A 17,588-nucleotide genomic window follows, 5' to 3' on the forward strand; every position below is an offset into this window, starting at 1 on the left:
TAAGGAATTTATCATTTACTGATATTTATTACATTTAATAATGGCAACAAATAGAACTTTTACAATGATTAAACCAGATGCTGTTGAAAACGGACACACTGGTGCAATTTTAGAAAAAATTAATGCTGCGGGATTTAGAATCGTAGCTATGAAAAAAACACAAATGACTAAGCGTGATGCTGAAACTTTTTACGGAGTACACAGCGAGCGTCCTTTCTTTGGTGAATTAGTTGAGTTTATGACTCGCGGACCAATCATCGCTGCTATCTTAGAAAAAGACAACGCTGTTGAAGACTTTAGAACTTTAATTGGTGCTACTAACCCAGCTGAAGCTGCTGAAGGAACTATCCGTCAGTTATATGCTACTTCTATTGGAGAAAATGCAGTGCACGGTTCTGACTCTGATGAAAATGCAGCTATCGAAGGTGCTTTTCACTTTTCTGGTAGAGAAATGTTTTAATTCTTAGAAAGAAATAAGCTTTATATACTGAACTCGTTACATAATCGTAACGAGTTTTTTATTACTAAAAAAACATTACTCCCCCTCTTTAAACGCAATTTGAACAAATACCCGACACTACTCCATTAAAGTTTTCTAGCACATATTTTTCAGGCAAAACCACTTTTATCTCACCTTCTAAACATTCTACTTTTCCACAAGTAACACATCTAAAATGGAAGTGATTGTGCTTATGTCTCTTTTCTTCGCACTTCATACAAAAAGCAAAATACTGCTTTCCGTCATCTCCAATTATTTTATGAACTACACGGTCTTCGCACAACCTATTTAAAACCCTATAAACAGTTGCTCTATCAGCTTTAGAAGCCATTTTTTCTTGAATCATCTCATGACTCAATGCCAATTTAGAATCTTTTAATAACGAATAAATCTCATTGGAATGTGTTGTATTTCTTCTTTTCATTTTATTTAATGCGACTATGTTGCAATAATAACAAAAAAGCATATCTTTACCAAAAAAATAATAGCATGAATCATACATTACAAATTATCATTATTGGAATTGGAGCCACTTTAACTATGGATATTTGGGCATCCCTTTTAAGTCTTTTCAATATAAAATCTTTAGATTATCGCTTTGTTGGAAGATGGCTAGGTCATCTTACCAAAGGTAAGCTTAAGCACGATAAAATTTTCAACACTAAACCTTTCCCCTACGAATTAATTATTGGTTGGATAGCGCATTACCTAATTGGCATCACCTTTACATTTCTTCTTGTTATCATATATGGTAAAGATTGGCTTAACACACCAACACTACAACCTGCAATTATTATTGGTTTAACAACTGTAGTTGCTCCATTTTTCATCATGCAACCTTCTTTTGGAATTGGAATAGCAGCTTCTAAACTACCAAATGCGAACATAGCACGTTTTAAAAGCCTAGTTACTCATTTTATTTTCGGATTAGGAATCTATTTAACAGCTATGCTTTTTTAGCATAATATTGAATATTTTAGCTATCGATTAATACACTTGTAAAAAAGAATTCACTCTTTATAATTTACTTTAATAACACATGAGACAATTAACACTAAACGAACTAGAAAATAAATTCAAAAACTATATTTCAGATGTTGAATATTGTGAATTTTCAGAAGTCTCAAACAAGCTTACCCAACTAATATACCTTTTAAAACATCAGGATATTTCAAATAGAATTCTTGAAAGAATAGAAAATGATTACTCCGAAATCAAAACAAAACTACCATCTGACTTTAATAATATCAAAAGTTCAGAAAAACGAATTATAATCCAAAGTTTACTTACACCAGATATACAAGGGGCTTTTGCTTATTTTACTATTTTAACAAAGTTTAATCAGGAAAAAAAATCAACACCTCATTATATCGAATTATCAAGGTATTGGTATGATAAAGGAAGAGATTTCCATGAATATCAGAGGACTTTTAATAACTATTTTCTAACCCCCTTTAAAGATTTGTTTTTATGGTATATCTACGAAAGCAACATAGTATCTGATTGCGATTATTTCTCACACGAAAGCCGCGATAAAATAGAAGAACAACTTTTAGAATTAAAAGAGATGTTAATAAAACAAAACTATGGCCAACAAGTAATCTTTGACGAAATTGACGAATTAAAAGAGTTAACAAATAGAGTAAACAAAAAGAATTGGTTCGAAATAATCAAAGGTAAATTTATTGACCTTGCATTAAGCGAAATAATTTCAATAGAAATCGCAAAAACAATAATTAAAACACTAACAGGCTCAGAAACAAATCTTTTAAAATAAACACTCTATTTTAACACATTACAAACCCTAGACTAAACCAACATTAACTTTTTAACAAGCTCCTCTCCTATTTCTTCGTTAATCATACGGATGATTTTATCTTTTCCATAACTCAACTCTTCACGCAATACAGAAGAAGACAAACGAACAATTAAAGTTCCGTTTTGCAGTTTTACTTCACTTGTATACGACGCTACACCTGCACCCATCAACTTTTCCCAAGCTTCATCAATATGAATTTTTTGAAAGCCTTTTTTTAAATTATTATTCTCTTGAATAAAACTCCCCATTAAATCTTTTAACGATAAACTGTTATTTTCTCTTTTAGCCATTTGTTTTATTGTTTATCATAACCAACAAAAATTGCTCGCTACTCATTCAAAGATTACTTCGTCATACTTTCTGGTAATGACTTTATAATTTAAAAATTTGAAACTCTTGATTACTCTTTTTTATAACTTCTTCTGTACGATTGGCATGTGTATCAGTAATAAAAATTTGCCCAAACTCCTCGCTATTCACTAAATCTACAATTTGTGCTACACGATGTTCATCCAACTTATCAAAAATATCATCTAACAACAAAATTGGCGTCACGTTAGATTGTTGTTTAATAAACTCAAACTGCGCTAATTTTAACGCTATCAAATATGATTTTTGCTGTCCTTGTGAGCCAAATTTCTTAATCGGGTGTTCCCCTATTTCAAAACTCAAATCATCTTTATGAATTCCAGACGATGTGTATTGCAATATCTTATCCTTTTCTAAATTTTGCTCAAACAAATCTTTTAAAGACACCTCATGTAACTGGCTTTTATATCGCAAATTGACTTCTTCATTTGCCCCTGAAATAATTTGGTGTTTTATATTAAAAATAGGCACAAACTCTTCTAAAAAAACTTTTCGCTTATTGTAAATAATTGTTCCATACTCCACCAATTGTTCATCATATACCTTTAAATTTAAAGCATCAAACGTTCTGTTTGCAGCAAAATATTTCAGTAATGCATTTCGTTGACTTACAATCTTAGTATACGAAATTAATGCTTGCAAATACTGTTTATCTTGTTGTGAAATTACTCCGTCAATAAATTTACGACGGTTTTCACTTCCTTCAACAATTAAATCTCTATCTGCTGGTGAAATAATTACCAATGGTAACTGACCTATGTGTTCTGAAAACTTTTCATACACTTTTCCATTACGTTTTAACACTTTTTTTTGCCCTCTTTTTAAAGAGCAAACAATTTTTTCTTGTCGTTCATTTAGCAAATAATCACCCTCAATCATAAAAAAATCTTGACCATGACGGATATTCTGTCCAGCCACCGAATTGAAGTAACTTTTCGCAAAAGACAAGTAATAAATTGCATCTAATACATTGGTTTTACCAATACCATTATTCCCAACAAAACAATTTATTTTCTTTTGAAAATCAAAAGTTTGCGACTCTATATTTTTAAAATTCACCAATGATATTTTCTGCAAATACATGAATAAACGTTATTTCGAAAAAGAAAGCGCAAATTATCGAAAATTTACGAAAAAACGACTTTTAAAATCCAATTAAAAAAACTATTTTTGTCGCCACTAATTTTTTAAGCAACTATGGCTACATACAAGAAAAGAGGTTATAAACCTAAAAAAGAAAAGGTTACACAAGAAGTAGAAGAAACATTTGACGAAACGCAAAGTACTACAGCTGAAGTGTTTAATACTTTAGACGAAACTGCGAACAAATCAGAGCAATGGATTGAGAAAAACAGCAAGCCATTATTTTACGGATTGGTAGCTATTGCAGCTTTAATCTTAATGTACTTAGCTTATAACAAATTTATTGCTGAACCAACACAAAAAGAAGCTTCTAACGAATTAGCATACCCTCGTACTTTTTTTGAAAAAGCAAATGTATCTACCGGTGCAGCTGCTGATTCTTTATACACTCTTGGTTTAGAAGGTGGTGATGGAAAATATGGTTTTGTTGATATTGCCGATAAATTTAGCGGAACCAAAGCAGGAAATTTAGCAAATTACTACGCTGGTATTTCTTACTTAAAAATGAAAAAATACGAAGAGGCTATCGAGTACTTAAGTAGTTTTAGTTCTGACGATGAGTTATTAGGACCTACTGCCTTAGGAGCTATTGGTGATGCTTTTGCTGATATTAACCAACCTAAAGATGCTTTAGAGTACTACGAAAAAGCAGCTAACAAAAAGGACAACCAATTTACAACTCCTTTATTTTTATTCAAAGCAGCGCAAATTGCTATGGATTTAAAAGAGTATAGTAAAGCTGAAAAATTATATACAACCATTAAAGAAAAATACGCTGAAACCGATCAAGGTAGAGATATTGAAAAATATATCAACAGTGCAAAATACGCTCAATAATGGCAACAACAAATTTATCTTATTACGATAAAGCTTCAATCCCAAATGCGAAACCTTTTCGATTTGGGATTGTTGTTTCAGAATGGAATCCTGAAATCACAAAAAACCTTCATAAGGGAGCTATCGAAACATTACTAGATTGCGGAGCTACAGAAGATAATATTATCTCTTGGGATGTTCCTGGAAGTTTCGAACTAGTGTACGGATGTAAAAAAATGATTGAAACCCAAAAATTAGATGCTGTTATCGCCATTGGAAATGTAATTCAAGGAGAAACCAAGCATTTTGATTTTGTTTGTGAAGGGGTAACGCAAGGAATTGTGGATTTGAATATCAAATATGATGTTCCAGTAATCTTTTGTGTATTGACCGACAACACTAAACAACAATCAATCGACCGCTCTGGAGGAAAATTAGGAAATAAAGGAATTGAGTGCGCTGTAGCAGCAATTAAAATGGCTGCAATTAAAAATCAAGAGCGTACTTCAAACTCATTAGGATTTTAAGCAAAAAAAATTAGTTGCTCTAAAACACTTCTTTTGGAGTAACTAATATATGCACCTATATCACTTTTCCCCTTTAAAAATATAGTTAAATGTATTAAAACTTACACTTTACCTATTACTACTTTTTTATTCGTTTTAGGTATTTTAACTATATGGAAGGGTTGAGTTATTACTGAGCTTTCAAAACCTGTTTCTTCTATAAAAAGAATAACGCTTTCTTCATTCTCAGTTATACTTTTGATTTCAATTTCCCATCCGCTTTTTTTTACTTCCAAAAAAACAGCAAGTACTGTAAACTCGTTAAAGTTAATTTCTACTTCTGTAAAATTATCACTTACATTATTAACAGTATTCATTTGAGAAATTAAATTCCCCCAATCGTTTGCATTTGTAATAATCATATTAGATTTAGGAACTTCTTCTTCTCCATTCCCATATAAAGACCCTCTTCCTATATTTATAAAATCTACTTTCATTGACTTAGGTAAAGAGTCTTCATTATTGGAACAACTACACAAAAAAACGATGCTCAATAAAAACAGTATTTCTTTCATTTTCATAATTGAAAGTATTAATATTTATACTTTAGATGTAATTATATAATAAATGGTTGCGTTAAATTTACAAAAAACTTTAGCGACCTTAACTTTTAGAATAAATTAATTCAAATAACAAAAAAATGTCTTTGCACATTTTAACTTTAATTTATTTATAAATTTTGACCACCTCTCTATAATTCAGTAACTTTGAGCTTCGTCTTATTTGGTGTGATTTTTGTGCCGCTTAAGCTATAAATGAAGCAACATTTTTATGGGAATTATCAAAAGAGAAAATAAAAAATTTGATTACAAACCTCGTTATTACAAAGGAGAAGGTAACCCTTATGAAATTAAACAGAAGTTTGACCAATACAGAACTACTATTGGAAAGAAGAAAAATTTAAAAGGAAAGTTTAATGCTGCTTTTGATGACTTAAAAAAATCAGGATACCGATTAAACAAGACTGTTGTTATTATTGCGCTGATCTTAACGCTAATTTTCTTGTTTTTAATTGATTTTGACCTTTCAATCTTTTTTCCTAAAAAATAATTAAATGTCAGATATCATACAGTTACTTCCTGATCATGTTGCGAATCAAATTGCTGCTGGAGAAGTGGTTCAACGCCCTGCTTCTGTTGTAAAAGAGCTGATTGAAAATTCAATTGATGCAGGTGCTACCTCTATCACATTATTAATAAAAGATGCCGGAAAAACCTTAATTCAGGTAATTGATGATGGTAAAGGAATGAGCGCTACTGATGCTCGTTTGAGTTTTGAACGTCATGCAACTTCTAAAATTAAAGATGCTCAAGATTTATTCAATTTAAACACAAAGGGTTTTCGTGGTGAAGCACTAGCTTCTATTGCTGCAATTGCTCATGTTGAATTAAAAACGAAGCAAGATGATGATGAACTGGGTACACAAATAAAAATCGAAGGAAGTGAAATTGTTTCGCAAGAAGTAGTTTCAACTGCTAAAGGAACTAGTATTGCTGTTAAAAACTTGTTTTTTAACATTCCAGCACGTCGTAACTTCTTAAAATCAGACGCTATTGAAACTCGTCATATTATAGATGAATTTCAACGTGTTGCTTTAGCACACCCTAACATTTCTTTTTTATTACACCACAACAACAACGAAGTTTACCATTTAAAAAAGAGCAATCTTCGTAAGCGTATCGTGGCTATTTTTGGAGCTAAAATGAATGAAAAATTAGTTCCTATTAACGAACATACCGATATTATTACCGTTAACGGATTTGTAGCGAAACCAGAGTTTGCTAAGAAAAAACGAGGGGAACAATTCTTTTTTGTCAACAACCGTTTCATTAAAAGTTCTTACTTAAATCACGCTGTGGTTAATGCTTTTGAAGGTTTGTTAGAAAACGGATCGCATCCATCGTATTTTTTGTATTTAGAAGTACCACCGAATACGATTGACATCAATATTCATCCGACAAAAACAGAAATAAAGTTTGACAACGAAAAAGCCTTATATGCTATTTTACGTGCTACTGTAAAACATAGTTTAGGGCAATATAATGTTGCTCCTGTATTGGATTTTGACAGAGACGCTACTCTAGACACTCCTTACGATTATAGTAAAAAAAATAGTTCTTCTATTCCACCTATTACCGTAGACCCAACATTTAATCCGTTTAAGACAGAAACAAGCTATAATGAACCGTCATCTTCTAAAAGTACTAATACACATAGTTATCAATCAAACTTTAAGAAAGACACTGGTAGTTGGGAAGCTTTATACACAAATATAGATACTGTTGAACCTATACAACAAGAACAACTTTTTGAATCTCATCAAGAAACAGAGACGGGTAAAACCTTCCAAATTCAAAAAAAATACTTGTTGAGTTCTATCAAATCAGGTGTAGTATTAATCCATCAATCTTTAGCACATCAACGTGTTTTATATGAAGAGTTTTTAGAAAACATTACCGTTAAAGAAGCTAGTAGTCAACAATTGCTGTTTCCTGTAAATATCTCTTTTTCTTCATCAGATATTGAAATGATTTACAGTATAAAGTCTGATTTGGAAAGTGCAGGATTTATGTTTGATGAATTTACAAAGGAAAGTGTTGTAATTGCAGGAATTCCTACTTCTATAACCGAAAGTCAAATTACTTTTATTTTAGAGCAATTATTAGACGATATTAAATTAGAAGTCCCTGATACTAGTTTTAGTCATTTTGATATTATGGCTAAATCATTTGCCAAATCATTAGCCATAAAAACAGGAACTTCGTTAAGTTTAAAAGAACAAGAAAACTTAGTAAACAACCTATTTTCTTGTAAAGAACCTAACATTTCACCATTTGGTAAGTCAACATTTAAAACATTAGCTTTAAATGAAATTGACGCCATTTTTAACAAATAAAAAAGCACTATGCCAAGATTAACGCAAGTAATAAAACATTTAATAATCATCAATGTGATTATGTTTTTTGCTCCCCAGTTACTGAACATGGATTTAACCAATCTGTTAGCTTTACATTTTCCAAAAAATGAACATTTTGGTGTTTGGCAATACATAACACACATCTTTATGCATGGCGGAACAATGCACTTACTCTTCAACATGTATGCTTTGTGGGCATTTGGTACTCCTCTGGAACAAATGTGGGGAAGAAATAAGTTTTTATTCTTTTATTTTTCTGCTGGTATTGGAGCTGGATTAATTTACACCTTTGCAAATTATTATCAATTTAACGGAATTTATGAGCAGTTAATTACGATGGGAGTTTCACCTATTGAAATTCAAAATATTTTAGATTCTGGACAGTACAATGATAGTTTGATTACTTTATCAAACAAAACGATGAGTGAATTTTATAGCTTATACCACACTCCTGCTGTCGGAGCTTCAGGAGCTATCTATGGTATTTTAGTTGCTTTTGGATTAACATATCCGAATGCTAAACTGGCTCTAATTTTCTTTCCTGTACCTGTAGCGGCTAAATATTTTATTCCGTTAATTATTTTAAGTGATTTATTCTTTGGTATGACAAAATACTCTATAGGTAATATTGCTCATTTTGCCCACGTTGGTGGTGCTATTATTGGTTTTATCATAGCATGGTATTGGAGAAAAAATCAATTCAAGTTTCATTAATTTAGTAGTTTATAAGAATCTCTTTAAAGGAAATTAGATATCATGGATGTATTAGAAAACTTAAAATATCGATTTAAACATGCTGGTATTGTAGAAAAACTTATTTATATAAATCTTGCTGTTTTTTTGCTTGCTTTTATTACCAACACTTTTGGTTTCTTATTTCAATCAAAAACTAACTTTTTAGTAGAGTGGCTTGCATTACCAGCCAACTTTGATGATTTTCTAATAAAGCCGTGGACAATTTTCACATATGGTTTTCTACACACACGTTTCATTCATATCTTGTTTAATCTTATAATTTTATTCTTTGTTGGTAATCTTTTTATAGATTATTTCACCCAAAAGCAACTTTTAACTTTTTACTTATTAGGAACATTCTTTGGTGGGATTGTTTTTATTTTAAGCTATAATTACTTTCCTGCGTTAGTAAACAGCTCTCATATTAATGTTTTATTAGGCGCTTCAGCAGGAACATCTGCTATATTAATTGGAATAGCAACTTACATCCCTAATTATTCATTTAAAATTCCTTTAATTGGCTATGTTAAATTATGGCATGTAGCAATTTTTTTGATTCTAATAGACATAATACAAATTGCGGGGAATAATACTGGTGGGCATTTAGCACATCTTGGTGGAGCTTTATTTGGTTTCTTTTATGTACGTAGTGCGAGTAATAAAGAATTAGGACTTTTTAATTCTGTAAAAAAACTTTTCACCAAAAAAGAGGCAAAACTAAAAACAGTTTATAAGTCTGGTAATAAAACACCAAAGAATAGCGTTAATAAAACAAAAAATCAACAAGAAATTGATGCTATTCTAGATAAAATCAGTAAATCTGGTTATGATACGTTAAGTAAAGACGAAAAAGAGTTTTTATTTAAGCAAGGAAAAAACTAATACAAAAACATGAAAAGGAACTCGTTAGTAAACAAGCTTTTGTTTTTTATCAACTCAGTTGTAGCAACTGCTTTATTACTATCTTATGTCCTTCCTTTTATATCTCCAAAAACGATTCCTGCTTTTGCTGTTTTTAGTTTATTTGTTCCTTTTTTAGTACTTATAAACCTTTTATTTTTGGTGTATTGGCTTATAAAATTGCACAAAAACACATTACTTTCATTACTTGTATTATCAGTAGGACTCTTTATCTCTACTCCGCTTCTTAAATTTTCAAATAAAGAAGTTATTTTGAACAAAGATTTAAAGGTAATGAGCTTTAATGTTCGAATGTTTAATTACTATAAATGGAACGATGATACAACCATCGAGCAACAAATTTATAAGTTTATCAATAGTCAAAGTCCAGATATAGTAGCTTTACAAGAGTTTTATTATTCGAAATCGTTAAATATAAAACTCCCTTATAAATACATAAAAACAAAATCAGCTACCAATAAATTTGGGCTCGCTATTTATTCTAGATATCCTATTATAAACTCTGGATCACTTGACTTTAAGAAAAGTGCTAATAACACCATTTTTGCAGATATCATTAAGAACAATGATACTATTAGGGTTTACAATGTTCACTTAGAATCCCTAAAAATTAATCCTCACAAAGAAAATTTTGGAGAAAAAAACTCCGAACGTTTATTTAAACGTTTAGCCAACGGATTTGTTAAACAAGTAGATCAAACCAATCTTATTTTGCAGCATGAAAATTCTTGGATTGGTAAAAAAATAGTTTGTGGTGACTTTAATAATACCGCCTATTCTTGGGCATACAAACAATTAGCTAAAAATAAAAAAGATGCCTTTATTGAGTGTGGTATTGGCTTAGGTAAATCTTTCCGCTACGCTTACCCTATGCGTATCGATTTTGTTTTAACCGACAAAGAAGCCACTATTAATCAATTTAAAACGTATAATAACTTAGAGCTTTCTGACCATTATCCCATCATGGCTCGTTTGCATTGGTAGATTTATTATTTTTTCAGGAATAAAAGTGTATTTTTATCCGAAAAGATTCAACATGATAAAACATTACGATGTTGCCGTTATTGGTAGTGGTCCATCAGGTGCTTCAACAGCTTTTTATTTAGCCCAACAAGGAATTTCAACCGTAATTATAGAAAAGGAAACCTTACCTCGTTACAAAACGTGTGGAGGTGGTTTTGTTTTTAGAGGTCGTAAAAACTTACCTTTTGAAATAGACGAAGTTGTTGAAAAAGAATTCCATACTGTTGATATTTATTTAGGTGAAAAATTGCACTTTAAAACGCATAGAGAACAACCTACGATTTCTATGATTATGCGTGATTCGTTTGACAACCTCATCACTCAAAAGGCTAAAGAATTTGGAGCCGACTTACTAGAAAACCATAAATTAAAAAATCTTTCTTTTTCTGATAATGTTATTACTTTAGAAACATCACAAGGTACTTATACTACTAATTTTGTAATTGCTGCCGACGGTGCTTTGAGTCCAACAGCAAAAATGGCAGGCTGGAAAGAAGATACTCGAAAATTAATTCCTGCTTTAGAATATGAAGTAGAAGTTTCTGAAGAAGATTTTGAACGTTTATCGAATGAAGTTCGTTTTGATATTGATGCTATTCCATACGGATATGCTTGGAGTTTCCCAAAGAAAAAGCATTTATCCATTGGAGTTGCTTCCGCAAGAAGAACAAAAATTAATTTAAAAGAATATTACCAAGAATATTTAAAAGCCTTGGGAATTACAAATATTGTTAACGAGTCTCAGCACGGTTTTCAAATTCCAGTTGCCCCGCGCACCGATGGATTTGTTAAAAACAATGTGTTTTTAATTGGTGATGCTGCTGGTTTTGCTGATCCTATTACTGCTGAAGGAATTTCAAACGCTATTTATAGTGGTAAGTTAGCTGCCGAAGCTATTATTGAAGCTAACAAAGAACCCAAGTTAGCTGAAAAGTTATATTTAGAAAAAATTTCTGAGAACCTCTTACCTGAAATACAAACTGGTTTGTGGCTCTCTAAATGGTTTTACGAACAAAAAAGCATCCGAAATATTTTATTAAAAAAATACGGTCAACAATTTAGTGAAGCTATGGCTGATGTTTTTCACGGAGACAGAAGCTATCCAAAGGATATAAAAAAAACAATTACTAAACGAATTAAAGATTTAGTATTTTAAAAATAAAAAAGCAATCGTTACAGATTGCTTTTTTTGTTAACACAAATACCTTACTCGTTTATGCTTAAAATAGCTACACTTAGTACAACATAATTAGTTGTTTTATATTTTTCAAGTAACTTATACAAGTTTCGGAAAGAATTAAAGCTAGTTACAACCGTTATAACCCTATAAAATATGTCCACCATTTCTCATTTACAACTTCCTTTTCAATTTGATATAGTTAAACTTTTACGCGATTATTCTTTAGTTGTTAATCAAGACTGGATTCCGCATTTTAACACTAGTGGTTATACAGGTGAATGGAAAGCCATTCCGTTATACTCAAGTAGTGGAGATACCTCTAATATTTTTGCTTTTCAAAACAATAATAAGGCTGTTTTAGAAACTCCCATAATGAATGATTGCAAGTATTTTAAAGAAGTAATAAGCTCTATTAAAAGTCCTATTTTATCAGCTCGCTTGTTACGATTGGGTACTGGTGCTGAAATAAAACCTCATCGAGATTATAAACTAGGATATGAAGATGGAAATTTTCGCCTACACATTCCAATTATTACAAATAATAATGTTCAGTTTCTTTTAAATGATGTTCAATTAAAAATGCTTCCAGGTGAATGTTGGTATACCAATGTTAACTTTATACATTCCGTTGCCAACTACGGAAAAGAGGATCGCATTCATTTGGTTATTGATGCAGAAAGAAATGAATGGTCTGATGCTTTATTTTTTTCACTTTCTTCAAAAGAAAGTTTTCAACCCATACAAGAAGAAATAGAATCTCCGAAAACTATTCGCTTAATGATTGAAGAGTTAAAGCTTCAAAACACCTCTGTTTCTCAACAACTAATTATTGAATTAGAACAAAAACTACAGCAAAACAATCCTAATTCTTAAAAACTATCCATGTATTTTAAACAAGAGTTACAGCGTATTACATCAATATATTTTGAAGACACATTTGATTACGAAGCGTTATCAATAGCATCAAAAGAATACAAAGAATTATTACTTTCTCTTTCAAATGAAAACATAATCCTTGAAAACTTTCAAGATTCTATTCATCTTGAAAATGGTATCGCTATAGGTACTTTATGGGCGGCTTCTTGTATTGATGACTTTGCACGAACTAAAAAATTCATCAAAGGAATAGATACTGCTATTCAAGAAAAAATTCATCAAGAAAAGACATTACATATACTTTATGCAGGTACTGGGCCTTTTGCTACACTTCTTCTTCCTATCATTATTAAATACTTAAAATTTAACATACAATATACCTTATTAGAAATAAATCCTATAAGCTTTAAAATACTAGAAAAAGTCATCCAAAAACTGAATTTAAACACAGTTAATATTACGTTAGTTAACGATGATGCAACTAAGTATAAAATCCCGAACCATCTTACCCCGAATCTTATAATTAGTGAGACCATGCTAAGAGCATTAGACAAGGAACAACAAGTTTCTATCTATTATAATTTGATGAGTCAAGTTTCTTCTAATACTGTTTTTATACCTGAAAAAATAACCTTACATATTGGTATAAAAACACATAAAAAACACTTTAAAAAGCTTAATAATGTGTTTGAAGTTAGTAAAAAAGCTATGAACTCACCTGATTGGACTCTTGATAAAGTCTCTAATAAACTTACTTTTACTAAAAACCAAACTATTATTGATAGAAAAGAACTATCAAATGCAAATCAAATTGTTGTTATTACAGAGATTACTGTATATAGAGACATAAAAATAAAAGTAAACGAAAGTGGACTAACTACCCCTAAATATATCAAAGCGATATCTAGTAATAACAATAATGAGGATATTATTATTGATTCTCAGTACATTATTGATACTGATCCAAAACTTAGTTTACAACTATCTTCTACTAAGGTTGAATAAAAAAACATTGCAAACAAGGTTTTTGATTTTTTGATAGAAACCCCACATCCCCACCTTATTACACCTTAGTTTACAATGTTATATCTTTATTTTTTCTTTTCTTTTTCTTTAAATAATTAGGTTAAAAGAAGATGAAAGAAGCAACAATCATCCACACTCCCACTGCAATTCCTAATAATCCTAATTTTCCTTGTTTTGGTGCAATCTTCCCCCTCAATTGTTCTGCTTTTTCTTTTGCTTCAGCATTTTTTGATAAGAATAGTTTACTAATCATTCCGTATCCTAACATAAAACCTAATCCTGCTTCAACAACACTTCCTGCTAAAAAAGTTCCCCACCATATTGGAGTTGTAGTTAACCAACCTAAGTTTAAAATAGCTGAAATAATACCCCAAATACCCCAAAAACAAAATACAAGACCAATCCAACCTTGGTAAGGTTCTATTTTTTCAAGTAATTCTTTTGCGTTTGGCTTTTTTGATAAAATTAATGACGGTACTGCCACTATACTTAAAAATACTAATGAAATTCCGTAAATCATGTTTAATTAAAATTTAAATGGTTTATAGTTAATTTATTTACTTATTTGTGAATTAAAAGTGCTGTTGCAAACATGTACAGCGTAAAAAAAATTACGATGAAAAGCCCTAAAAACATCCACCAAGGAGTTTTACTCGTTTGTCTACAGTCTTTTGCTTTTTTCTGTAAATCAGGAGGCATTTGGCTTTTGCTCATTTCTAACTTACAATGGCCACAAATACTATATGTCTTTTTGTACAGTGGAATAATAGGAATCCAAAATATATGTACATATAGTCTGTTTACTTGTATAAACAATCGCTCTGGTGTATTGCAATAATTACAACTGTGATTATTTATTGGCTGTGTGTTTATTTTGGCTTCACGCCATCCGAAAATGACCATAACTTTATTACTTAATAATTACGGTACAAAGATGCGTTCGAAGTTGTTTTTAAAATAGCCTGAAACTAGCGAAAGTTAATACCCTGTTTTCAGGGGTATTCTATAAAATTACTCCACTAAGCCTAGTTTTATGGCATATTTGGTTAAGCCTGCTAAGTTTTTTACGTTAAGTTTTGAGATCAAATTTTTTCTATAACTCTCAATTGTATGTTTACTTAAAAAAAGTTTATCGGCAATTTCTTGTGTAGTATATTCTTCGGCAATGAGTTTAAGCACATCTTTCTCTCTTTTGGTAAGCATTACCATAGTATCTTTTCCTTTATTAAAAACATTATCCATATAGGCTTGTTTTACCGATTGAGAAAAGTATTTTTCACCATTAAGAATGGTTTTAACTGCTTGTAACAATTCAGATTGTGTTGCATTTTTAGACAAGTACCCATCAACATCGCTCTTAATTAATGTATCTATCATACTTGTATCAGTATGCATGCTTACTATTAAGGTTTTAATCTCTGAGCGTTCCTTTTTTATGTAGTCGTTTAATGTAATACCATCAATATCAGGCATGGAAATATCACTAATAACAATGTCAATATGTTGATTAGAGTTTGAATTTATGTATTTTATAACATTCTCGCCACTATTAGCCGTTAGCAGAATATTGTACGTGTCTTCATTATTGAATATACTTAACAATCCATCTAAAAACATCTTGTGGTCATCTACCAAAATAATATTATATGTCATATTGCACTAATTTAAAGGAACATCTATATCTATTACGGTACCTCTGTTAGGAAAAGCATTAATAAAAATATTACCTTCAATGGTTTTTAATCTATCTTTTAAATTTTGAAACCCAAGACCGTATTTTACCTTTTCTTGATCAAAACCTACCCCATCATCTTCAAAAAGTAATTTTATGCTATTATTAAATACAGAAAGTTGAATATCTATTTCTGTGGCCTTTGCATGTTTTAAAGCATTTGTTAATAGCTCTTGAATTATTTTATACAGCTCTACCTTTAAATTTTCACCTACTTCATCTATCTCCTCCTTTGGATGTATTTGTAAAGTGATTTGCTCTTTCGATAGTGTTTTAACATTATCAATATATGCTGAAATTATTGAAGTAAATGCAGAATCTTTAAACTTTTTAGGCATCAAGTTATGAGACAACTCTCTTACTTGATTATAAGTATCATCTACTTGCTGAATAAGGTTTTCTTGCTTTGATGTATTTTTATTTGAGAGCTGTAATTTGATAGTCGCTAAATTACCACCAATACTATCGTGTAATTCTCTCGCTATACGTTTCCTTTCATTATTTTGTCCTTCTAAAGAAGCTTTAACCAATTTTAATTCTTGATCTTTTAACAACGTTGTTATTTTTTGCTGACTAACTTCTTCTAATGTTTTAGTAAGCTTACTCTGTGTTTGTAATTTTTGGTAGTACATATACAACAATCCTAATACAGGAATTAATACAATGAGAAAACCTATCAATATATTCTTTTTCATTGCCTTTTGTCGTTGAATTTCTTGCTTCTGTTCTAGTGTTTTGTATTGTACTTCTAATTCGTTTACTTGTTGTTTGTTTTGAATCTCTAGAATTTGATTATTCAAACGGTTCAATTGGGTCATTAAAGAATAGGCATTTTTATAATCTTCTGTCTTGGCATAAGCATTTTGTAATCCTAAAATAGCTCTTCTCTCAATATCTAAATTTCCCCATTGAATAGAGTTTATATAGACGGTAGATAATATTTTTTTAGCATTCTCATAATCCTTCTCTTGTAAATAAATACTCCCTAATGTATTTCCTGCTTTTGCATATAAAGTATAAAAACCACTAGACAGCGATTGGTTAAAAACAGTATAACATATATCTAAAGCCTCTTCTATCTTGTTTTCTCTTTGTAAGATTTTACCCAGCCATAAATCGGTTTTCAATGCTTCCTTTGTATAACCTTCAGATACATAAAACACTTTTACTTTATTGTAGTTTTCCTTTGCTGCTTCTAGATTTCCTTTAACATAAAAAACAAAACCTAACTCAAAAAGCGCATCATGTTTTAGCTTTTCATTTGGAGCCTTTTCTATACATTCCTCAATAATTGCTTGTCCTTCCTCCTCTTTTTCTCTAACAAACTTTACAACTCCTAATCCTATTCTATTTTTTATGTATAATTTGCTATCCTTATTTTCTTTAGAGTGTTCAATACCGCGCAAAAACCACTTTAAAGCTTCATCAAAAAGCCCTTTTTCAAGTTTTCCTTCAGCTATAACACTTGATATTTCAGCTATGTAATTTTCTTTGTCTTTTAATTTCTGATCAGAAATTTCTGTGTAAAGCTTATTTCCGTAGTATATAATAGAATCTATATTTCCTTTCTGTTGATGAAACTCTATCAGTTCAAATGTGGTTTGGTATTTTGATGTAAAGTCTTTTGCTTTCTTTATATTTTCAAAAAGAGAATCGTTGGGGATGGTGGGGTTAACTCCAAAAGCTTTAAACATTTGCATTTCTGTTTGTGATAACACACCACAGGTAAACAACAAACAGACTATTACAACCATTTGTTTTACCACAAATAATGCTCTTTTAACTTTTCCTAACCAACCTATTTCTATTTTCAATTGCATTTTTTCTAACCAACTTTGACTATCAAAATTACAGAAGTTTTTTCTTTGACAAATACTTAGTACAAATTTTATTTTGGATTAATATTATTGTTAAAAACAACAATTACTTTCATGCTGTAACCTACGCTTAGTATATTTGTTTTTTA

At 30.6% G+C, this 17,588-nt stretch carries 21 protein-coding genes; 13 read left to right on the forward strand and 8 right to left on the reverse strand.

Annotation, left to right across the window (positions count from 1 at the left end; all coding sequences use genetic code 11):
* Nucleotides 1-40 precede the first annotated feature (40 nt).
* A complete protein-coding gene (locus tag DFQ07_RS11275; protein WP_028892988.1) occupies nucleotides 41-460 on the forward strand; it encodes a nucleoside-diphosphate kinase in 420 nt (139 codons plus the stop codon).
* Nucleotides 461-548: 88 nt separating this feature from the next.
* On the opposite strand, the gene DFQ07_RS11280 is transcribed toward DFQ07_RS11275, so the two are convergent.
* On the reverse strand, nucleotides 549-923 hold the full coding sequence (locus DFQ07_RS11280; RefSeq protein WP_133536918.1) for a Fur family transcriptional regulator: 375 nt from the start codon (nucleotides 921-923) through the stop codon (nucleotides 549-551).
* 65 nt (nucleotides 924-988) lie between these two features.
* On the opposite strand from DFQ07_RS11280, the gene DFQ07_RS11285 reads away from it, so the two are divergent.
* Nucleotides 989-1,459, forward strand: coding sequence for a DUF2938 domain-containing protein (locus DFQ07_RS11285; RefSeq protein WP_133536920.1), 471 nt, complete (start codon nucleotides 989-991; stop codon nucleotides 1,457-1,459).
* Nucleotides 1,460-1,538: 79 nt separating this feature from the next.
* The gene (locus DFQ07_RS11290) at nucleotides 1,539-2,276 is read left to right on the forward strand and encodes a hypothetical protein (protein ID WP_133536922.1); all 738 of its coding nucleotides are present in this window, start codon (nucleotides 1,539-1,541) and stop codon (nucleotides 2,274-2,276) included.
* Between the two features lie 32 nt (nucleotides 2,277-2,308).
* Here DFQ07_RS11290 and DFQ07_RS11295 read toward each other — a convergent pair whose 3' ends face one another.
* Nucleotides 2,309-2,608, reverse strand: coding sequence for a DUF721 domain-containing protein (locus DFQ07_RS11295; protein WP_133536924.1), 300 nt, complete (start codon nucleotides 2,606-2,608; stop codon nucleotides 2,309-2,311).
* A gap of 82 nt (nucleotides 2,609-2,690) precedes the next feature.
* Nucleotides 2,691-3,770 (reverse strand): DNA replication/repair protein RecF, encoded by a 1,080-nt coding sequence (recF, locus tag DFQ07_RS11300; RefSeq protein ID WP_133536926.1) that lies wholly within the window; start codon nucleotides 3,768-3,770, stop codon nucleotides 2,691-2,693.
* 114 nt (nucleotides 3,771-3,884) lie between these two features.
* Between recF and DFQ07_RS11305 the strand changes: the two genes are divergently transcribed.
* Together DFQ07_RS11305 and ribH are read left to right on the forward strand one after the other, a co-directional pair.
* Entirely contained in the window at nucleotides 3,885-4,667 is a 783-nt protein-coding gene (locus DFQ07_RS11305) for a tetratricopeptide repeat protein (protein ID WP_133536928.1), read from the forward strand.
* Nucleotides 4,667-5,173: a 6,7-dimethyl-8-ribityllumazine synthase gene (gene ribH / locus DFQ07_RS11310; RefSeq protein WP_133536930.1), complete on the forward strand. Its 507-nt coding sequence runs from the start codon at nucleotides 4,667-4,669 to the stop codon at nucleotides 5,171-5,173. Before DFQ07_RS11305 ends, ribH begins: the two co-directional genes overlap by 1 nt.
* A gap of 101 nt (nucleotides 5,174-5,274) precedes the next feature.
* Here the strand turns inward: ribH and DFQ07_RS11315 are convergent, their stop codons facing one another.
* Nucleotides 5,275-5,733, reverse strand: a complete 459-nt coding sequence (locus tag DFQ07_RS11315) for a protease complex subunit PrcB family protein (RefSeq protein ID WP_133536932.1) — start codon at nucleotides 5,731-5,733, stop codon at nucleotides 5,275-5,277.
* A 250-nt stretch (nucleotides 5,734-5,983) separates the two neighbouring features.
* Between DFQ07_RS11315 and DFQ07_RS11320 the strand changes: the two genes are divergently transcribed.
* The 8 genes from DFQ07_RS11320 (at nucleotide 5,984) to DFQ07_RS11355 (ending at nucleotide 13,869) form a co-directional block, all read left to right on the forward strand.
* On the forward strand, nucleotides 5,984-6,262 hold the full coding sequence (locus DFQ07_RS11320) for a riboflavin synthase subunit beta (RefSeq protein WP_133536934.1): 279 nt from the start codon (nucleotides 5,984-5,986) through the stop codon (nucleotides 6,260-6,262).
* Nucleotides 6,263-6,266: 4 nt separating this feature from the next.
* Complete coding sequence (gene mutL, locus DFQ07_RS11325) at nucleotides 6,267-8,108, forward strand: DNA mismatch repair endonuclease MutL (RefSeq protein WP_133536936.1); 1,842 nt, start codon at nucleotides 6,267-6,269, stop codon at nucleotides 8,106-8,108.
* Nucleotides 8,109-8,117: 9 nt separating this feature from the next.
* Nucleotides 8,118-8,843 (forward strand): rhomboid family intramembrane serine protease, encoded by a 726-nt coding sequence (locus DFQ07_RS11330; RefSeq protein WP_133536938.1) that lies wholly within the window; start codon nucleotides 8,118-8,120, stop codon nucleotides 8,841-8,843.
* Between the two features lie 42 nt (nucleotides 8,844-8,885).
* Entirely contained in the window at nucleotides 8,886-9,746 is an 861-nt protein-coding gene (locus DFQ07_RS11335; RefSeq protein WP_133536940.1) for a rhomboid family intramembrane serine protease, read from the forward strand.
* Between the two features lie 9 nt (nucleotides 9,747-9,755).
* The gene (locus tag DFQ07_RS11340) at nucleotides 9,756-10,769 is read left to right on the forward strand and encodes an endonuclease/exonuclease/phosphatase family protein (protein WP_133536942.1); all 1,014 of its coding nucleotides are present in this window, start codon (nucleotides 9,756-9,758) and stop codon (nucleotides 10,767-10,769) included.
* A gap of 52 nt (nucleotides 10,770-10,821) precedes the next feature.
* The gene (locus DFQ07_RS11345) at nucleotides 10,822-11,964 is read left to right on the forward strand and encodes a geranylgeranyl reductase family protein (RefSeq protein WP_243743972.1); all 1,143 of its coding nucleotides are present in this window, start codon (nucleotides 10,822-10,824) and stop codon (nucleotides 11,962-11,964) included.
* 177 nt (nucleotides 11,965-12,141) lie between these two features.
* The gene (locus tag DFQ07_RS11350; RefSeq protein WP_133536944.1) at nucleotides 12,142-12,861 is read left to right on the forward strand and encodes an aspartyl/asparaginyl beta-hydroxylase domain-containing protein; all 720 of its coding nucleotides are present in this window, start codon (nucleotides 12,142-12,144) and stop codon (nucleotides 12,859-12,861) included.
* Nucleotides 12,862-12,870: 9 nt separating this feature from the next.
* On the forward strand, nucleotides 12,871-13,869 hold the full coding sequence (locus tag DFQ07_RS11355) for an SAM-dependent methyltransferase (RefSeq protein WP_133536946.1): 999 nt from the start codon (nucleotides 12,871-12,873) through the stop codon (nucleotides 13,867-13,869).
* A gap of 121 nt (nucleotides 13,870-13,990) precedes the next feature.
* Here DFQ07_RS11355 and DFQ07_RS11360 read toward each other — a convergent pair whose 3' ends face one another.
* From DFQ07_RS11360 to DFQ07_RS11375, 4 genes are all read right to left on the reverse strand, one after another.
* Nucleotides 13,991-14,410 carry a hypothetical protein gene (locus DFQ07_RS11360; protein ID WP_133536948.1) on the reverse strand — a complete coding sequence of 140 codons (420 nt, stop codon included), beginning with the start codon at nucleotides 14,408-14,410 and terminating at the stop codon, nucleotides 13,991-13,993.
* Between the two features lie 41 nt (nucleotides 14,411-14,451).
* Nucleotides 14,452-14,793 (reverse strand): zinc-ribbon domain-containing protein, encoded by a 342-nt coding sequence (locus tag DFQ07_RS11365; RefSeq protein WP_133536950.1) that lies wholly within the window; start codon nucleotides 14,791-14,793, stop codon nucleotides 14,452-14,454.
* 108 nt (nucleotides 14,794-14,901) lie between these two features.
* Nucleotides 14,902-15,543, reverse strand: coding sequence for a response regulator (locus tag DFQ07_RS11370; protein ID WP_133536952.1), 642 nt, complete (start codon nucleotides 15,541-15,543; stop codon nucleotides 14,902-14,904).
* Nucleotides 15,544-15,549: 6 nt separating this feature from the next.
* Nucleotides 15,550-17,442 (reverse strand): tetratricopeptide repeat-containing sensor histidine kinase, encoded by a 1,893-nt coding sequence (locus DFQ07_RS11375; protein ID WP_133536954.1) that lies wholly within the window; start codon nucleotides 17,440-17,442, stop codon nucleotides 15,550-15,552.
* Nucleotides 17,443-17,588: the final 146 nt, after the last annotated feature.

This window comes from Tenacibaculum caenipelagi (assembly GCF_004363005.1).
GTDB lineage: Bacteria > Bacteroidota > Bacteroidia > Flavobacteriales > Flavobacteriaceae > Polaribacter > Polaribacter caenipelagi.

Coding starts and splice junctions, on each gene's coding strand:
- DFQ07_RS11275 (WP_028892988.1), top strand. CDS start 41: ATGGCAACAAATAGAACTTTTACAATGATTAAACCAGATGCTGTTGAA.
- DFQ07_RS11280 (WP_133536918.1), bottom strand. CDS start 923: ATGAAAAGAAGAAATACAACACATTCCAATGAGATTTATTCGTTATTA.
- DFQ07_RS11285 (WP_133536920.1), top strand. CDS start 989: ATGAATCATACATTACAAATTATCATTATTGGAATTGGAGCCACTTTA.
- DFQ07_RS11290 (WP_133536922.1), top strand. CDS start 1,539: ATGAGACAATTAACACTAAACGAACTAGAAAATAAATTCAAAAACTAT.
- DFQ07_RS11295 (WP_133536924.1), bottom strand. CDS start 2,608: ATGGCTAAAAGAGAAAATAACAGTTTATCGTTAAAAGATTTAATGGGG.
- recF (WP_133536926.1), bottom strand. CDS start 3,770: ATGTATTTGCAGAAAATATCATTGGTGAATTTTAAAAATATAGAGTCG.
- DFQ07_RS11305 (WP_133536928.1), top strand. CDS start 3,885: ATGGCTACATACAAGAAAAGAGGTTATAAACCTAAAAAAGAAAAGGTT.
- ribH (WP_133536930.1), top strand. CDS start 4,667: ATGGCAACAACAAATTTATCTTATTACGATAAAGCTTCAATCCCAAAT.
- DFQ07_RS11315 (WP_133536932.1), bottom strand. CDS start 5,733: ATGAAAATGAAAGAAATACTGTTTTTATTGAGCATCGTTTTTTTGTGT.
- DFQ07_RS11320 (WP_133536934.1), top strand. CDS start 5,984: ATGGGAATTATCAAAAGAGAAAATAAAAAATTTGATTACAAACCTCGT.
- mutL (WP_133536936.1), top strand. CDS start 6,267: ATGTCAGATATCATACAGTTACTTCCTGATCATGTTGCGAATCAAATT.
- DFQ07_RS11330 (WP_133536938.1), top strand. CDS start 8,118: ATGCCAAGATTAACGCAAGTAATAAAACATTTAATAATCATCAATGTG.
- DFQ07_RS11335 (WP_133536940.1), top strand. CDS start 8,886: ATGGATGTATTAGAAAACTTAAAATATCGATTTAAACATGCTGGTATT.
- DFQ07_RS11340 (WP_133536942.1), top strand. CDS start 9,756: ATGAAAAGGAACTCGTTAGTAAACAAGCTTTTGTTTTTTATCAACTCA.
- DFQ07_RS11345 (WP_243743972.1), top strand. CDS start 10,822: ATGATAAAACATTACGATGTTGCCGTTATTGGTAGTGGTCCATCAGGT.
- DFQ07_RS11350 (WP_133536944.1), top strand. CDS start 12,142: ATGTCCACCATTTCTCATTTACAACTTCCTTTTCAATTTGATATAGTT.
- DFQ07_RS11355 (WP_133536946.1), top strand. CDS start 12,871: ATGTATTTTAAACAAGAGTTACAGCGTATTACATCAATATATTTTGAA.
- DFQ07_RS11360 (WP_133536948.1), bottom strand. CDS start 14,410: ATGATTTACGGAATTTCATTAGTATTTTTAAGTATAGTGGCAGTACCG.
- DFQ07_RS11365 (WP_133536950.1), bottom strand. CDS start 14,793: ATGGTCATTTTCGGATGGCGTGAAGCCAAAATAAACACACAGCCAATA.
- DFQ07_RS11370 (WP_133536952.1), bottom strand. CDS start 15,543: ATGACATATAATATTATTTTGGTAGATGACCACAAGATGTTTTTAGAT.
- DFQ07_RS11375 (WP_133536954.1), bottom strand. CDS start 17,442: ATGCAATTGAAAATAGAAATAGGTTGGTTAGGAAAAGTTAAAAGAGCA.